Origin of the sequence: Pedobacter sp. Leaf170 (assembly GCF_920984665.1) — a bacterium.
In the GTDB taxonomy this organism is placed as follows: domain Bacteria; phylum Bacteroidota; class Bacteroidia; order Sphingobacteriales; family Sphingobacteriaceae; genus Pedobacter.
Genome location: NZ_CAKLBP010000005.1, coordinates 185,112 through 202,775 on the forward strand (window position 1 = coordinate 185,112; position 17,664 = coordinate 202,775).

A 17,664-nucleotide genomic window follows, 5' to 3' on the forward strand; every position below is an offset into this window, starting at 1 on the left:
TTTTTTATGAGGATTACAAAAATACTTTTAGCTCTATTAATATTAGCTGTTTCGAATATTGTTTATGCCCAGGTTAAGCAGGTATCGCTAAATCGGGTTGATGAAATGGCCGATGTTCCACAGCCTTTAAAAATTATTGACTGGAGGCTGATGGCGCAAAATTTTGATAAAACCATTTATGATTTCAACGCTAAGGGCGAATATTGGCCTATGGTTTGGATGGATAGTACCAACAAAAATTTTGAACAGCCGGTTATGGGTATTTACACTGCCGTAGGCGATGTTCGCCAGGGTAAGCAGAATAATAAAGGTATGTTTCATGAAGCTTTGGCTAACATGGGAGCGGTAATGGGCGCCACTTTAATCGGAATAGATAAAAGCAAGCAGAACAATATGAATTATGTTGCCATGCTGAAAAACTATTTTAATCGTGATACCAAATGGAATATTATGATGAACAATACTGCTCCCGAGGTTGCACTTTTAGGAGGAGGTTATGGCAGAGACTGGTGGTATGATGTTTATCCGAATGTTTTATTTTATGCCATTTGCGAGCAATATCCAAAGCAAAAGGATTTTGATTGGATTGCAAAAAGTATAGCAGAAAAATTTTTTAAAGCCGATTCAATTTTAAAGGGAGATTATAATTATTCGTATTTTGATTATGCCCAAATGAAGCCGATGAAAAACCAGATTTGCGCACAGCAAGATGCAGCTGCCGGGCATGCATGGGTTCTATATTCTGCTTATAAAAAATTTGGCGATAAACGTTATTTAAAAGGTGCCATAAGCGCTATGACGGCTCTTGAAAATAATAAAATAAATCCCACTTACGAATTGTTAATGCCTTTTGGAGCTTATTTAGCTGCAAGAATGAATGTAGAGCAAGGAACAAAATTTGATGTTCAAAAATTAATGAACTGGACATTTGACGGAACTGCAGTATGCCGCGAAGGTTGGGGTGTTTTAACTGGAAACTGGAATGGTTACGATATTTCTGGCGTTGTTGGTAGTACTGTAGACCACGGTGGTTATGGTTTTTTAATGAATACATTTGATGCCGCCTGGCCGCTGGTGCCAACAGTACGTTATAATACAGCTTACGCAAATGCAATTGGTAAATGGATGTTAAACGCGGTTAATGCTTCAAGGTTTTTTTACCCTCAATATATGCCGGCAGATAGACAAACCATACCTCAGTTTGAATCGGTTACCAAAGGAGTTATTGCTTACGAAGGTTTTGCCAAAGTTTCTACTTTTGATACACTTTACACAGATAAAAAAGGTCCGGTTGCACAGGGTGATGGACCGAAATGGGTACCAGGAAAAAATCCTGAAGTATCGCAATTTAGTGTTTATGGCAGCGGGCATGTTGGTATTTTCGGCGCCATTGTAGAGAAAACCAATGTTGACGGAATTTTGAAATTAGATGTGCTTGCCACCGATTTTTATAAAAACAAAGCTTATCCATCTTATTTGATTTATAACCCTTACAAAGACGGCAAAGCGATAAACTATAAAACGAAAGGCAAAACAAAGGTTGATTTATATGATGCGGTAAACCAAAAATTTATTGCTAAAAATGTACTGTCTTCTAATCAATTAAAGCTAAATGGTATGCGTTCTGTTTTGATTGTTGAAGTACCAACGGGTAGCAAAATTACAAAAGCGAAAAATCATTTATTGGCTAATGGTGTTGTTATCGATTATCAGAAAAAATAGCTTTAAAGCAATTTAGCTTTATGTTTTTGAAAGATGAACTTTTGTTTGTAAACACGACAGCAGCGGCAGCCCCGAGTTTTCACGAGGGCTATAGCGAATGGCGGGGCTAAGGTTTCCGATAGATTACTGCACACTCATTTTCTAATTATAGTTTGTAGTAAAAATCATAAAGAATATTTACAAAAAAAGCGTTCCGAAATTAATCGGAACGCTTTTTTTAGTTTAAATATTGCAAATCTAATATCCAAAAATCTGTTCTAATGTTAAGGTTGTAACCTTGCCAAATTTCTGCATATCCTCAAGTTTCACTTTTTTATCAGATGCAACAATTAAATAGCTGTAAGGCTTATTTGCTATTTTTTGGTCGTGGAAACCTTTAATATCTGCAAAGGTTATTGGTTTCAAACCTTTGTATAAATCAATTCTTGAATCGTAATCGTAGCCTAATTTTTTGTCGGCAAAATAGTAGGCAAAAATACCATCTTTAGTTATTCTTGTGGTTTCGAGCGAAGAAAGCACGTTTGATTTTGCACCATCGAACGATTTATCACTTTGTGGCAAAACATTTAATAATTCATTCATTCCGTTAACGGCATCCGTCATTTTATCGGCCTGGCTACCAACATAAGCAATCATGCTATATTGTCTGTCGGCTTTATCTGGCATTTGGTAAAGCGCATAAGTAGAATATGCCAATGCTTTCGATTCTCTGATGGTTTGGAATACGATAGAACCCATTCCGCCACCAAAATAATTGTTAAAAACCTCAATATTTGGGCGGTCAGTTTTATTGTAAACTCCAGTGTTTCTTAACCAGCGAATTTCTGATTGTACCATATCATAGTTAGCAAAATAGACTTTGTTGCTATCCTGAACGGTATAATTATAAACCTTTGCAGGTGCAGCCGGCGTAAATTCTTTAGCTAAAAGATGTTCTTTTTTAATATCGGCAGTAATTGCATTAACGTCTTTTGGACCGTAATACGTAATAACATGCTCATAATTGGTTAAGTTTTTCAGCAAATAAATTAAATCTTCGGCTTTCATGTTTTTAACATCATCGTTAGAGAGCACGTTATTATATGGATTTACCGCACCATATTGTGCATAAGAAGTTAAACCAACCATTATCTGGCCTTTATTTAATTTATTATTTTCGCGATTTTTAAGAATGGTATTTTTTAAATCTGCTAAAGCTTTTTCATCAGGTTTTACATTTGCAAGAATGTGTTCAACAAGGCTTACTGCTTTATCAAAATTTTCTTGTAAGCCACTAATGTTTAGGGTTGTATTTTCGGTACCAACGTTTAAGCTGTAGGTGCAAGCAATATCATAAAAAGCCTTACTAATTTCTTCTGCAGTATATTTATCAGTTCCTAAAAACGGTAAATAGCTTGCAGCATAAGGTAATAACTTATAATTGTTAGAGCCGTGGTTAAATCTGTAAGTCATTCTGAAAATAGAATTATCGGTATTTTTAGTTGTTAAAACCTCTGCAATACCTACTTTGCCGGCAACAATATCTTTTTTATAATCTAAAAACTTTGGCTCTAATGGCTTAACCGGAGATTCGATTACGCTTTTAACAAATGGAGATGTTAAATTGCCATTTGCATTAATTGGCGTAATGGTTGGCTTTTCTACTTTAACTATGTTTTTCTCTTCACCTTTATGTTTGAAACCGATAACATAATTATCTTTAAAGTAAGTGTTGGCAAAAGCAACCACCTGCGCTTTAGTAATTTTAGCAGTTTCTTCTATGTCTGCTAAGCTTTTATCCCATTTTGTGCCTCTGTTTAAAATAAACTCGTTTGATAGATATTCGGCTCTGCTATTATTGCTATCAAAAGCTTGTAAGAAGCTAAATTTCTGGTTTGCAACTATCGCTTTAATCAAGCCATCATCAAACTTGCCTTGTTTTAAAAGCTCAATTTGCTCTAATAATAATTTCGAAGCTTGCTCTAAACTTTGGCCCTGACGCGGTTGTGCAGATAAATTGAACACACCGTAATCTTTCATTTGCTGATAGCTTGCACTCGCTCTTTGTGTTTTTTGTTGCTTGTTTAGGTTGATATCTATTAAACCTGCTTTGCCATTAAATAAAATGCTTTTTATTAAATTAAGCATTAAGCTGTTTTGTGTGTTTTCGGCGTAGCCGCGATAATAAATTTCAGCCATCTCTGCACTCGGACCATAAACATCAACTTTCTGTATTTTTGTTAAAGGTTTTTCAGGAGCCGGATTGTATAAGGTTACAGGTTTGGAAACCATGTAGCTAAATGCCTTATCCACTTTTTTAATCATTTCATCTGGGTTGAAATCACCGGTGAAAATGGCAGCCATATTATTCGGCACATAATATTTGTTGTAGTAATTTCTTATTTCTACTAACGATGGGTTTTTTAAATGCTCAATAGTACCAATTGTAGTTTGCTGACCATAGTTATGCGTAGGGAAAAGCAATTCCATCATCGCTTCATCAAGCTTGTTTGGGTCGCTATCTAAACCACGGTTTTTTTCCTCGTAAACCGCTTCAAGCTCTGTATGGAAAATACGGAAAATTGGTTTGCGGAAACGCTCACTTTGAATGGCCAAAAATTTATCAACTGCGTTTGATGGAAAATCTTCGTTATAAACGGTTTCCTCGTACCAGGTATGGGCATTTGATGAGTTACCACCAATACCAGAAATCATTTTATCGTATTCATTCGCGATAGAAAAATTTGATGCTTCGCCAGAAGTTTTATCAATTTCTTTATAAATTTCTTTACGTTGAGCTGGGTCTGTAGTTTTGTTATACTTTTCGTACAGCGCATCAATTTTATCCAACAAAGGCTTTTCTTTAGCCCAGTTGTTTGTGCCAAATTTATCAGTTCCTTTAAACAAAAGGTGCTCTAAATAATGCGCTAAACCTGTTGCGTTTTTCGGGTCGGTGTTGCTACCCGCCCTAACGCTCATTCTCCATTGAATATTTGGTTCTTTATTATTGGGAGAAAGAATTACGGTTAAACCATTTTTAAGGGTGTAAAATCTCGAATTCGATGGGTCGTTGGTTACATATTTATACGTGTAACCGCCTCCAGTTGCTGTTTTCCACAGATAAGTTTGTGCTTTTACAAACGAACCTGTTACTAAAAAGCAAGCAAGCGTAAATAGTTTGAATTTCATTTATTTGATTTTGGTTTATGATAACGATTTTCGCAATTCTATTGCTCTAATGGATGATTAAAATTCTAAATCGTAGGGTTAATAAGTTACTTTACCAAATATAAATGGATTATTGTATCGAATGAAATGCTTTTGAAATAATTAAAAGAAAAGGTCAAATAACTCATCAATATAATAATCAGCTTTACTACTGCTTAAATTTATAATCTGTATTTTTACAGCATGACAAAGCAAAACACTAAACCCAATATTTTAGTTGTAAATGATGATGGCATTACCGCTTTAGGCATTAAAAACCTAATGGAAGTGATGCAGGAATTAGGAAACGTAGTTGTTGTAGCGCCTGATAGTCCGCAGAGTGGAATGGGCCACGCCATTACAATTGGCAAACCCATTCGTTTTGATAAAGTAGAACTTTACCCGGGCGTAGAAATGTACAAGTGCAGCGGTACACCGGTAGATTGTGTAAAGCTTGCCGTTAATAAAATTTTTAAAGGTAAAAAACCAGATTTGTGTGTTTCTGGAATCAATCATGGCTTAAACAATTCCATAAACGTTCTTTACTCAGGCACAATGTCTGCCGCGGTAGAAGGTGCCATCGAAAAAATTCCTTCAATTGGTTTTTCTTTAGATAATTTTGCAGCCGATGCCGATTTTAGTTTCACAAAAAAGTATATCAAAAACATTTGCGAGCAGGTTTTGGCAAATGGTTTACCCGAAGGCATATTGCTAAATGTTAATTTCCCTAAAGGTGATGGCTTAAAAGGCATTAAAATTTGCCGCCAGGCAAATGCAAAATGGATGGAAGAGTTTGATGAGCGGAAAGACCCTTACAACAGACCATATTATTGGTTAACGGGGGTTTTCGAGAATTTTGATAAAGGCGAAGATACCGATGTTTGGGCATTGGAAAACGGTTACGTTTCAGTTGTTCCGGTTCAATTTGATTTAACTGCTCACCATGCCATACAAATGCTTAACAGCTGGAATTTTAGTGCTAAAACCCAAACATATTCTAACGAAAAGGCGAGTAAAGTTTCTGCACCCGATGGAATTAATTTAGGCTAAATAATGAACAGTAGCTTAGCAAAAATTAAAAATTCTGTTTGGATAGGGTTAGGAATTGGCTTGCTTTCGCCGGCGATATTGTGCGCATTTGCCTGGTTTATCATTAACCATGTTGCATATTTAAGCAAGGCCGATTTATTGTACATCGGCGCAATTGCCTTTAACGCATATTTAATGCAATATTTTTTTAAGTACAATAAAGAAAACATTGGCAGAGGCATACTTGCAGCAACTTTTGTATGTGCATTTATTTTCTTTGCTTACAAAGTAGCTTAGTGAAAGATAAATAATTTGAAAATAAACGTTAGTAGTTTTTAGCTTTAAGCAGTCCCACTTTTCCTGCCCGTCCGGCAGGCGGGCGCTTTAATCTTTTTGTTTTCGTTACTGCCTTTAATAGCTGTCATCCTATGCTTGTAGAAGGACAATATCTAAGGCGCTTCTACAAGTTCCGCGTGACAGAGCAACAAAAAGTATTTCCGCTGCAATCGGGTTTAAAAACAAAAGCTTGCTCTGGCAAAATGTGAGCGCTGCATTTTTTAGGTTTGGGTTTTGTGCACAAACTGTTGTACCCAAACCCGATAGAAAAAATAGCCCGCAATCCCGATTCTTCATCGGGAGCGGCTATAAGTGATAGCGGGACTAAACTGAACGATGAAAACTGTACCAATCGTTTTCAAAAAAAGGCTTTAAAATAAAAAAAAAACGCACAACTTAAAAATAAATGAAATACTACTTAGTTGCTGGAGAAGCATCGGGCGATTTACACGGAGCCAACTTAATGAAAGCTTTAAAGGCCGAAGATAAGGAAGCTGTTTTTAGGTATTTTGGCGGCGATAAAATGCAGGCAGAAGGCGGTGAATTAATAAAACATTATGCCGAAATGGCTTTTATGGGCTTTACAGAGGTTTTACTAAATCTGCAAACTATTTTTAAAAACTTAAAAAATTGTAAAAATGATATATCTGCATGGAAGCCCGATGTTTTAATCTTAATTGATTTTCCGGGCTTTAACCTTAAAATTGCTGAGTTTGCTAAAAAACAAGGCATTAAAGTTTGTTACTACATTTCGCCTAAAATTTGGGCGTGGAACCAAAAACGGGTATTAAAAATTAAACGAGATGTAGACCACATGTTCTGTATTTTGCCTTTCGAAGTAGATTTTTACAAGGAATGGGGCATGGATGTAGATTATGTTGGCAACCCGCTTTTGGATGAGAAAGCGCAGTTTAAGGCAGACCCAACCTTTAGCGCAAATTATAATTTCGGTGATGATAAAATTATTGCATTGCTGCCCGGAAGCAGAAAGCAGGAAATAGAACGTTTATTGCCAGAAATGCTAAGTGTTACCAGTCAATTTCCTAACTATGCGTTTGCCATTGCTGCAGCGCCTACTTTTACCGAAGATTATTACCAACAGTTTATCGCCGGCAAAAATGTAAAACTTATTTTTAATAATACTTATAATTTGCTGTTTCATGCGCATGCAGCCTTAGTTGCATCGGGTACGGCAACTTTAGAAACTGCTTTGTTTAAAGTGCCACAAGTTGTGGTTTATAAAGGCGGTGCCATATCAATTGCTATTGCCCGTATGCTGGTAAAAATTAAATTTATCTCTCTGGTTAATTTAATTGTTAACAAAAAGATAGTTACAGAACTTATTCAGGAAGATTGCAATACAGCAAAAATTAGTGAGGAACTGAATTTAATCATTTCGGGAGAAGGGCGTAAAACAATGCTGAATGAATATGAACAGCTGCTTAATTTAATGGGTACACCGGGCGCTTCAGAAAAAACGGCTGCATTAATTGTTAGATATTCAAAGCTTTAGTATAAAAACCAATTGGTTTATGAGCCTGGTTTTTCACTGTTTTTGGTGCCATTATAACGATTTAGCAAAACTCATGTTTTTTATTTAGTTTTGAGCCACCATCAACTATTTACGATTCGAGAATGAAAGCCCTTTCTATAAAAGACATTGCTGTAAAAGCCAATGTATCTATAACAACAGTTTCCTTTATTATTAACGGAAAGGCAAAAGAAAAATCTATTAGTGAAGCTGTAATCGAAAAGGTTGAAAAAATTATAGAAGAAAGTGGTTATAAACCAAATCAAATTGCCAGAAGCCTAAGAACCGGTAATTCAAACATTATAGGTTTAATTGTTGAAGACATTTCGAACTCGTTTTTTGCTAAAATTGCTCGCCTGATAGAAGATAAGGCATATAAAAGAGGTTACAAAATTATATACTCCAGCACAGAAAATAACATTGGTAAAGCGCAAGAGTTAATTAATTTGTTTAAAACCCGAAAAGTTGATGCTTACATCATTTCGCCAATTAAGGGCTTAGAAGAAGACGTTCAGGCTTTGCTCAATGAAGATAAACCGGTAATATTTTTCGATAGAAATTTACCCGAGTTAAAAACAAATTATGTTGGTGCCGATCATTTTAACGCTTCTTACCAATCGGTAGAAAGTTTTATTAAAGAAGGCCGAAAAAATATTGCACTCGTTACAACCGATATTGATGTGCAACAAATTACCGAACGTTTTGAGGGTTACAAGAAAGCGTTAGTAGATAACAAATTTGATTATAAAGAAGAGCTAGTTGTAAAAATTCATTTTAATCAGGATGAAGAAGCAACTATAAAAGAAATAAAGACCCTGCTAGAAAACCAAACTTTGGATGCCGTTTTATTTGCAACCAATTATTTAGCCATAAGTGGATTGAAGGCATTGAAGCAATTAAATAAAAAGATTGGTGCTGATTTATCGGTTATTGCATATGATGACCATGAAGCATTTGAGTTGCACACTCCAGGCATCTCAACCGTACAACAGCCCTTAGAGGAAATTGCAGAAACAGTTATAAAGCTGATTTTAAGTCAGCTTTCTTCAAAATCAAAATTACCTGAAGAACAAATTATTCTGCCCACCAAGCTTATCATTCGAGATTAAATTCAAACTCTTCATTTGGTTTTAGTGTAACGTTTATTTTACAACTAAATCGTTTTATTATTTAGAAAAAAATTTCTACTATTGATGTAGTAAAACGATTTACCATAACCAAGTATTTATGAGACTTTCGCAGAACCCTAACTGTATGTCAAATATTCTTTTTTTTTACTGGACGGACTTTTCTAATGGAGCCAATACTATATATGCTGTAACGGAACATATAATCTAAAACAAACGCTCTACAATAAAATATCAGATAGATTAAAGTTTGCTATTGTGTATGGTAGTGCACAACGGATGTAAACAATAATAACAGAAAACATAACTAATCAATTTAAAATTTAACAAAACCGCTAATGAAAATTAATTTACTCAAAATTACGGGGCTATCTGCAGCAATTGTATTGCTTAATAGTCCTGCGTTTTCAATGAATTCGGAGTGGGGAGGTGCGAGAGGATTCTTGAATACGAACTTGCTCAGCAATTCTGTGCTAAAGCAAAACGTTATTACCGGAACGGTAGTAGACGACAAGGGACAGCCTGTACCCGGTGTTGGTGTAAGAAACCAAACAACAGGCAAAACTGCTGTTACAGATGCAAATGGTAAATTTGTTATCGAAGCTTCAACTGGTCAGGTGGTTCGTATATCGTACATTGGTTACGATACTCAAAACATTACCGTTGGTTCTTCATCAACAGTTAGCGTAAAATTAGTTCCTGCTACCGATACATTAGATGATGTAACTGTAGTTGGTATTGGTTATGGTACATTGCCTCAAAAAGAAGTTTCTTCTGCTATTACTCACGTAACCGCTGATGAGTTTAGGCAAAGTGGTTCTAGAAATGCTTTAGACTTAATTCAAGGTAAAGTTGCAGGTTTAAGCTTAACACGTACAAGTGGATCTAACCCAAACAGTGGTGTTAGTGTGCAATTGCGTGGTGTGGTATCTGTAACTGGTAGTCAATCGCCATTATTCGTTATTGATGGTATTCCTGGTGGTAACCCTGATTTATTGCAACAAGATGATATCGAATCAATTGATGTATTAAAAGATGGTTCTGCTGCTGCAATTTATGGCTCTACTGCAAATGCTGGTGTTATCTTAATCACAACGAAAAAAGGTAAATCTGGTCCGCCGCAGTTTAACTACAATGGCTATGCAAGGGTTGAGGTTTATAATCCATGGTTAGAATTTTTAACACCTGCAGAATATAAAGCTAAAGTTGCATCTGGAGAAATTAAACAACAAAACTTTGGTAGCGAAACTGATTTTGTTGGGGATTTGATCAACAAAAAAAATATCTCTAATAACCATAACTTTAACATGAGTGGCGGTACAGATAAAACGAGCTATAGAGCAAGTTTTAACTACCGTGATTTACAAGGTATTGCTAAACAAAATAGCAGAGAAGAATATACCTTAAGATTTAACATTAATCAAACAGGTTTAAATGATCGTTTAAGAGTTTCTGCAAACTTGGTAACTAACTTTAACAAAGCCAATTTATTAGGTGGCGGTGGTTGGGAAAGTGAGCAAACTAAAAACCCTACATTATCAAACTTTAATCCTGATGGAAGCTACCGTTTTGATTTAACAAGTACTAATGAATATGCTCGCCTATTCCAGGAAACTTCTTATCGTAAACAACAAACATCATCTGCTGATGTTAAAGTTGATTTAGATATTATCGATGGATTAAAAGCTTCTGTGTTTGGTTCGGTACAAAGAGATAACGGTTTTGACGGCGCTTATCGTGCAAGAACCAGTGAAAACTCGGTAGAAAATACAGATTTTCCAGGTGGTGGTTATGCAGGTAAGTCTGACTTCCTAAATCAAAGCTGGGCATTTGAACCAACATTAAACTACAATAAAGTTATTGCTTCTAAACATAGTATTAGTGCATTATTAGGTTACAGTTATCGTTATGGCATGAGTGAAGGCTTATCAGCTAGTAACCGTGGTTTCATCAATGATTTATTTCACGAAGATAACTTAGGCCAAGGATCGGCTTTAGGTCTTGGTAAAGCATCAGTAGGTAGTAGTAAAAGTGATAATACTTTAATTGCGTTTTTTGGTCGTTTAAACTATGTATTTGATGGTAAATACATCTTAACTGGTACTTTAAGAAGAGAGGGTTCATCACGTTTCGGAGATAACAACAAATGGGGTAATTTCCCGGCAGTTTCCGGAGCATGGAATATTTCTCAGGAAAATTTCATGAAAGATGTTACCTGGGTTAATAACTTAAAATTAAGAGTTGGTTATGGTGAAACTGGTAACAGTGGTTTCTCTAACAATGCCTCGAGGGTAACCTTAGGCGGTGGTGGCCGTTACTTGTATCCAGATGGTCAGTATTTAGAAACTTATGGTCCAAGTCGTAACCCAAATCCAAATTTGAAATGGGAAACCAAAATTGAAACCAACATTGGTATCGATTTCAGCTTACTAAAAAATCGTTTAACTGGTCAAATCGATTTATTTAATCGTAAAACGAAAGATTTGTTAGATACTTATACTTCTCCTCAACCTCCATTTATTCAAAGTTCTATCTATACAAACGTAGGTACAATTTCATCTAAAGGTATTGAGATTGCATTAAGCTATGCTGCGGTTGCTCAAAAGGATTTCAGCTGGGATATTGATGCAACAGCTAGTACATTAAGAAATAATTTGGATGCATACTCAAACGATGAGTACAAAATCACATTTAAAACTTTCGGTGGTATTGGTGGGGCAGGCGCTTTAGGTGATGCAATTGTAACTTATGAAGGCGGTCGTTTAGGTGAATTCTGGGGTAAAAAGTTTGCAGGCTTCACTCCTGATGGCAAATGGTTGTTTTACAATAGAAACGGTCAGGCCGTTCCAAACGCTCAAATCAACAATTCTAGAGATAAAAACGTAACTGATTTGCAATTGATTGGTAACGCAATACCTAAATACTATGCTTCATTAAATAACAATTTTAGATACAAACAATTTGATTTACGCGTATTCTTAAGAGGTAAATTCGATTATGATATCTTAAATAGAAATGCGCTTTCTTACGCAAATAAAACTTGGTCTGGTAACTTGTTAACAAGCACTTTTGATAAATACAGCCAAATTAACGATACCTACATGTATTCTGATTATTATTTAGAAAGAGGTAGCTACGTTAAATTGGATGAGGTAACATTAGGATATAACTTCAAGTTTAAGACTAAGCTTATCAGAAACATGCGTATTTATGCAACAGGTCAAAACTTAGCAACAATTACTGGTTATACAGGTAGTGATCCTGATTTTATTAATGACAATGGCTTAGGTCCAAGTGTTGATAATAGTGGCTCTTACCCAAGTACACGTTCGTTCCTTTTCGGATTAAATGTTGGATTTTAAAGATTAAAATAAAATGAAAAATAAATCAATCATATATAGCGTACTTGCCGGGGTATTATGCCTCACAAATGCATGTACTAAATTAGATGAAAATGCATACAATGAGTTGTTAACAGATAATTTCTATAACAACAGAACTGAGGTTTTATCAGCAGTTTTACGTCCATATACACATGCTAATGCATGGGTTACACCATCTGGTCAAGATAGCTGGTGGCGTATGGCAGAGCTTTCAGGAGATCAATTAGCATGGCCAACCAAAGGTCGCCATGGTGAAGATGGAGGTAAATGGAAAAGATTTCATTACCATACCTGGACTACTGACGAAGGTGGATTTAACAGTGCATGGTCTTTAATGTTCTGGGGTATGGGCTTATGTAACGACCCAATCGAGAACATCGAGAAACGCGATATCGCAGCTATGGGTATTTCTCAGGCAGAAAAAGATGCATTTGTTGCAGAATTAAAAATGCTTAGAGCATTCCATTATCTTAAATTGATGGATTTGTTCGGAAATATTCCAATCGTAACTCAGGTTGGTATACCTGCTAAACCTGAAACCAAGTCTCGTAAAGAAGTTTTTAACTTTATTGAGTCTGAGATTAAAGCTAACATCGATAAAACTCCAAAATTATCGCGTAGCCAATTGGGTCGTATTTCTCAGGCAGCTGGCTATGCTATGCTTGTAGAATTATATTTAAACGCTGAAGTTTGGACGGGAACAGCTCGTTGGGATGATTGTATTGCTGCAGCTAATAAATTAATTGCTGGCGATGGTGGTGCTCAAAATGGTACTATGGCTTTAGATCCCAACATTACAGATCCGTTTAAAACAACTAATGATTTATCCAAAGAGGTTATTTTCTCTATTGCATATAACTACAGTGTTGCAAACTTCCAGCCATCATGGCCGTCAGAATTTTATCATTTCAAACAGCAACAAATTTATGGTGGCGGTAGAAATGGTAATGATGGTATCGTTGTTATTCCGGGTGTTTTCACAACTTACGAAGATGCGGATTTAAGAAAACGTGAATGGTTATTAGAAGGTACAATGTATCAGTTTACAAATCCTACAGCTCCGGTTTTAGCTTCAGAAGAATATAATGGTTTACCATTAGTTTTTGTAGATAACATCCGTAAAAATAAATCGAACTCTACAGTTTCGAATATGAGTGAAGGTGAAGAAAACTCTGGCGTACGTTTCAATAAATATAAATTAGGAAACCAATTTGCCGGCCCAGGTGGAATACCTGCAATTGATGCTAACTATAACAACGGTGACTGGAATATCTATCGTTTAACCATGATTTATTTTGCTAAAGCAGAAGCAATTATGCGTAAAAATGGTGGGGTTGCAAATGCAGAAGCGGTACAGTTAATTAACGACTGTAAAAAGCGTGCTTATACGGCTGCTAATTGGGCTACCAGAGCTTACACGCCTGCAACATTAACTATGGATGAACTTTTAGCTGAAAGAGGTAGAGAATTTATCTTCGAAGGTATGAGAAGAGATGATTTAATCCGTTTCGGTAAATTTACCACTAATGCTTGGTGGGATCATACGCCAACAGCGGCTACTAAGGCATTATATCCAATCCCTCAAAGACAGAGAGAATTAAACACAAATTTAACTCAAAACCCAGGCTATTAATAGTCTACCTAAGAAAAGGTGCTCACGTTTGAGCACCTTTTTTTTGTCAAAAATTTAACCAAACATTTTGTAACTCATATATTACAGCTGTATATTAAAATATTAACCATTTTTTGTTAATATTGAAACTACTAAAACGTTTTACTTTATTGTCAAATAATTACATTTAAGCCAAGAAAATTATAGTCTAAAAGACCTATAAATGTATAATCTATCAATTATTTTACCTATTTAATTCATTTGAACTAGCCAAATTCTATCATGCATAAATCCTGTAATATTTTTCGATGCGTATGTGGTTGTTCTATTGATTCAACAATAAGCAAATAAGCGCAAATAAATTACCATCACATGAAATTTAGGTTTTTCATATTTGTATTTGTATGTCTGTATGCTAGTCAGCTCTTGGCCCAGAAGAAAGATTTGGTGCAATATGTTAATACCCTTCAAGGCACAAACTCTAAACACGAATTAACTCGTGGCAATACATATCCAACCACGGCTTTACCATTTGGTATGCATACCTGGACACCCCAAACCGGTAAAAATGGTGATGGCTGGAAATATCAATATTTTAAAGAAGCAATAAGAGGTTTTCAGCAAGCTCACCAGTGTAGTTCATGGACACGCGATTATGCTGTTTTTTCCCTAATGCCAATGATTGACAATTTGGTTGTGGATGAAAATAAGCGTGAAGCTAAATTTAGCCACAATAACGAAATCGCGAAGCCAAATTATTATAAAGTTAAATTCGATAACCAGATTACTACAGAAATTTCACCATCCGAGCGTGGTGCACACCTTCGTTTTTCTTATCCCAAAGGGAAAAAAAGTTTTCTGGTTTTAGATGGATATATCCGTACCAGCGGTGTAAAAATTTATCCTAAAGAAAATAAAATAACCGGGTACGTAAGTAATGGGCAGGGTTTTAATAAAGATTGGAAAAGTTACTTTGTAATACAGTTTGATAAAAAAATTAAAAATTTTGGCACCTGGGATAATAAGAAAAATACAATTAATACTGATTCTACTTCTTCAGAAGGATCTGGTAAAGGTGCATACGTAGAATTCGAAGCCGGAGCAATTGTTCAGGTAAAAACGGCTTCATCATACATCAGTTTGGCTCAGGCAGAACTTAATCTTAAAAGAGAATTATCTGTTGATAAAACTTTGGAAGCAACCAAAGCAAATGCTGCAGCTGTGTGGAATAAATCATTAGGCAAAATTTTAGTCGAAGGTGGTTCTAAGGCAGATATGGAGACTTTTTATTCATGTTTCTTTAGGGCAAGTTTATTTTCTAGAAAATTTTATGAAATAAATGAAGCTGGAAAACCTTATTATTTTAGTCCATATGATGGTAAAGTTCATGATGGCTACATGTTTACCGATACCGGTTTTTGGGATACCTTCAGGGCACAATTTCCGTTAAATACTTTGATACAACCAGAAATGAATGGCCAATACATGCAAGCTATGATTGATGCTTATAAACAATGTGGTTGGTTACCTTCGTGGTCTTTCCCTAGTGAGGCCGGAAGTATGATTGGCAACCATGCTATTTCGCTCTTTGCTGATGCCTGGGCCAAAGGAATCAGAACTTTTAATCCGGAAGAAGCATTAAAAGCATATCTGCACGAGGCTACAAATAAGGGGCCGTGGGGGCCGGCAAATGGCCGCGATGGATGGAAAGAATATTATGAACTTGGCTACGTTCCTTATCCAAAATACAGAGAAGCAACTGCAAAAACCTTGGAGTATGCCTACGACGATTATTGTGCTTACCAACTGGCCAAAATGATAGGCAATAAGTTTTACATGGATATTTTTGAGCGACAAATGTTTAATTATAAAAATGTTTACGACCCAGCCACCCGGTTTATGAGAGGTAAAGATGCTTCTGGTAAATGGTCGCCAAACTTTGATCCTATTGAATGGGGAGGGCCTTTTACCGAAGGTAATGCATGGCATTGGCAATGGTCTGTTTTTCAGGATACTAAAGGCTTAATTAACCTGATGGGTGGCAATAAAAACTTTGTTGCTAAACTTGATTCTGTTTTTTCAGAACCTAATAAAGTTAAAGTTGGTACTTATGGCGGTATGATTCATGAAATGACAGAGATGGTTATGGCTAATTTGGGTCAGTACGCCCATGGCAACCAACCCATTCAGCACATGGTTTATTTGTATAATTATGCAAACGAACCCTGGAAAGCACAATACCATGCCCGAAATGTAATGGCAAAGCTTTACGATGCTACAGAAAATGGTTATCCTGGTGATGAAGATCAAGGTCAAACCTCATCGTGGTATGTATTAAGCGCAATGGGTCTTTATAGCGTAACACCTGGTTCAGCAGAATATGTTATCGGAAGCCCTATGTTTAAAAAAATTACTATTAATTTAGGCAACTCAAAAAAGTTCATCATCGAAGCTCCGGCTAACGATAATAAAAACATTTATATTCAATCTGCAACCTTAAACGGAAATAGTTACACCCGAAATTTTTTATCACACAGTGATATTACAAAAGGTGGTGTTTTTAAACTCGAAATGGGCAACAAACCGAATTTAAATAGAGGATTAAACGAAGAAGATAAACCTTTTTCGTTAAGTAAATAAATAAAATGCTATTGAAAGCAAAGCATTTTTACAGGGTGTAAATTTTTAAGAAAGATAAAGACAGAATGGAAAAACCTGTTGCATTAGGTGTAGATATAGGCGGCTCGCACATTACAGCGGCATTAGTAGATTTAGAAACCAGGACAATTATTCGTGATTCCATTCATAGAAGTGCGGTTGATTCTCAGGAAAGCAAAGAAATAATATTAACAGCCTGGTGTGATGTTATCACCAAAGCGTTTAAAAAAATAACAGTACAAAATAAACTTGTAGGTATAGCCATGCCGGGTCCTTTTGATTATGAAAACGGTATATCCTTAATTAAGGATCAGGATAAATTTAAGGCACTTTATGGGGTAAACATTAAGCAAGAACTTTCTGCAAGATTAAATATTTTACCAGAAAACATTCATTTTATAAACGATGCAGCAGGCTTTTTGCAGGGTGAGGTATTCGGTGGTGCCGCTCGTGGAAATGCAAATGTTATTGGTTTAACTTTAGGTACAGGTTTGGGCTCTTCTTATGCCGTAGGTGGCTTTGCTCAGGATGCTGATTTATGGAATTCACCATTTTTAAACGGAATTGCCGAAGATTATCTTTCTACCCGATGGTTTGTAAAACGATACAACCAGTTAAGTAATAATACTGTTGCAGGTGTTAAAGAACTGGTTAAATTAACAGCCACAGACCATGCTGCAACTCGTGTATTTATGGAGTTTGGATACAATTTGGCGCAATTTTTAGTGCCGGTAATAAAAAAATATAAATCTGATATGGTAATTATCGGAGGCAATATCTCCGGTGCATTTAGTTCCTTTTCTCCAGAATTAATCGCAACTTTAAATGGTAATGATGTGCATGCAACAATTAAGGTTACGAAACTAAAAGAAAACGCAGCTTTAATAGGTGCAGCAAGTTGTTGCGATGTTAATTTTCATAATGAAATGGTTGAGGTAATAGAACACAAAAAAATTCATCATTAAAAGCTCAGGCTTTTTTTTATTAAAAGTAGTAAAACCATTTAGTAATAATAAAAATGATTATAAGAGCTTTCATTAGCCTCAATTCTTGCAAACATTTCAATGCTTTAAATATTAA

10 protein-coding genes are annotated in these 17,664 nt (G+C 35.7%); 9 read left to right on the forward strand and 1 reads right to left on the reverse strand.

Annotated elements, in window-relative coordinates:
• Positions 1 to 6: 6 nt before the first annotated feature.
• The gene (locus LUA90_RS13460; protein ID WP_231491245.1) at positions 7 to 1,722 is read left to right on the forward strand and encodes a hypothetical protein; all 1,716 of its coding nucleotides are present in this window, start codon (positions 7 to 9) and stop codon (positions 1,720 to 1,722) included.
• A 237-nt stretch (positions 1,723 to 1,959) separates the two neighbouring features.
• On the opposite strand, the gene LUA90_RS13465 is transcribed toward LUA90_RS13460, so the two are convergent.
• Positions 1,960 to 4,890, reverse strand: a complete 2,931-nt coding sequence (locus LUA90_RS13465; RefSeq protein ID WP_231491246.1) for a pitrilysin family protein — start codon at positions 4,888 to 4,890, stop codon at positions 1,960 to 1,962.
• A 222-nt stretch (positions 4,891 to 5,112) separates the two neighbouring features.
• Between LUA90_RS13465 and surE the strand changes: the two genes are divergently transcribed.
• The 8 genes from surE to LUA90_RS13505 all read left to right on the forward strand — a co-directional run bounded on the left by surE (position 5,113) and on the right by LUA90_RS13505 (position 17,549).
• Complete coding sequence (gene surE / locus LUA90_RS13470) at positions 5,113 to 5,958, forward strand: 5'/3'-nucleotidase SurE (RefSeq protein WP_231491247.1); 846 nt, start codon at positions 5,113 to 5,115, stop codon at positions 5,956 to 5,958.
• A 3-nt stretch (positions 5,959 to 5,961) separates the two neighbouring features.
• Positions 5,962 to 6,234 carry a stationary phase survival protein SurE gene (locus tag LUA90_RS13475; RefSeq protein ID WP_231464575.1) on the forward strand — a complete coding sequence of 91 codons (273 nt, stop codon included), beginning with the start codon at positions 5,962 to 5,964 and terminating at the stop codon, positions 6,232 to 6,234.
• A gap of 445 nt (positions 6,235 to 6,679) precedes the next feature.
• Positions 6,680 to 7,786, forward strand: coding sequence for a lipid-A-disaccharide synthase (gene lpxB, locus LUA90_RS13480; protein ID WP_231464578.1), 1,107 nt, complete (start codon positions 6,680 to 6,682; stop codon positions 7,784 to 7,786).
• A 122-nt stretch (positions 7,787 to 7,908) separates the two neighbouring features.
• Complete coding sequence (locus LUA90_RS13485; RefSeq protein ID WP_231464581.1) at positions 7,909 to 8,913, forward strand: LacI family DNA-binding transcriptional regulator; 1,005 nt, start codon at positions 7,909 to 7,911, stop codon at positions 8,911 to 8,913.
• Positions 8,914 to 9,269: 356 nt separating this feature from the next.
• The gene (locus tag LUA90_RS13490) at positions 9,270 to 12,293 is read left to right on the forward strand and encodes a SusC/RagA family TonB-linked outer membrane protein (protein ID WP_231464584.1); all 3,024 of its coding nucleotides are present in this window, start codon (positions 9,270 to 9,272) and stop codon (positions 12,291 to 12,293) included.
• 13 nt (positions 12,294 to 12,306) lie between these two features.
• On the forward strand, positions 12,307 to 13,947 hold the full coding sequence (locus LUA90_RS13495; protein WP_231464587.1) for a RagB/SusD family nutrient uptake outer membrane protein: 1,641 nt from the start codon (positions 12,307 to 12,309) through the stop codon (positions 13,945 to 13,947).
• A gap of 351 nt (positions 13,948 to 14,298) precedes the next feature.
• Positions 14,299 to 16,566 carry a GH92 family glycosyl hydrolase gene (locus tag LUA90_RS13500; protein WP_231464589.1) on the forward strand — a complete coding sequence of 756 codons (2,268 nt, stop codon included), beginning with the start codon at positions 14,299 to 14,301 and terminating at the stop codon, positions 16,564 to 16,566.
• Positions 16,567 to 16,631: 65 nt separating this feature from the next.
• Complete coding sequence (locus LUA90_RS13505) at positions 16,632 to 17,549, forward strand: ROK family protein (protein ID WP_231464591.1); 918 nt, start codon at positions 16,632 to 16,634, stop codon at positions 17,547 to 17,549.
• The last annotated feature ends 115 nt before the right edge of the window (positions 17,550 to 17,664 follow it).

Excerpts from the sequence above, each read along its gene's own strand:
- LUA90_RS13460 (WP_231491245.1), top strand. The coding sequence starts at position 7 with ATGAGGATTACAAAAATACTTTTAGCTCTATTAATATTAGCTGTTTCG.
- LUA90_RS13465 (WP_231491246.1), bottom strand. The coding sequence starts at position 4,890 with ATGAAATTCAAACTATTTACGCTTGCTTGCTTTTTAGTAACAGGTTCG.
- surE (WP_231491247.1), top strand. The coding sequence starts at position 5,113 with ATGACAAAGCAAAACACTAAACCCAATATTTTAGTTGTAAATGATGAT.
- LUA90_RS13475 (WP_231464575.1), top strand. The coding sequence starts at position 5,962 with ATGAACAGTAGCTTAGCAAAAATTAAAAATTCTGTTTGGATAGGGTTA.
- lpxB (WP_231464578.1), top strand. The coding sequence starts at position 6,680 with ATGAAATACTACTTAGTTGCTGGAGAAGCATCGGGCGATTTACACGGA.
- LUA90_RS13485 (WP_231464581.1), top strand. The coding sequence starts at position 7,909 with ATGAAAGCCCTTTCTATAAAAGACATTGCTGTAAAAGCCAATGTATCT.
- LUA90_RS13490 (WP_231464584.1), top strand. The coding sequence starts at position 9,270 with ATGAAAATTAATTTACTCAAAATTACGGGGCTATCTGCAGCAATTGTA.
- LUA90_RS13495 (WP_231464587.1), top strand. The coding sequence starts at position 12,307 with ATGAAAAATAAATCAATCATATATAGCGTACTTGCCGGGGTATTATGC.
- LUA90_RS13500 (WP_231464589.1), top strand. The coding sequence starts at position 14,299 with ATGAAATTTAGGTTTTTCATATTTGTATTTGTATGTCTGTATGCTAGT.
- LUA90_RS13505 (WP_231464591.1), top strand. The coding sequence starts at position 16,632 with ATGGAAAAACCTGTTGCATTAGGTGTAGATATAGGCGGCTCGCACATT.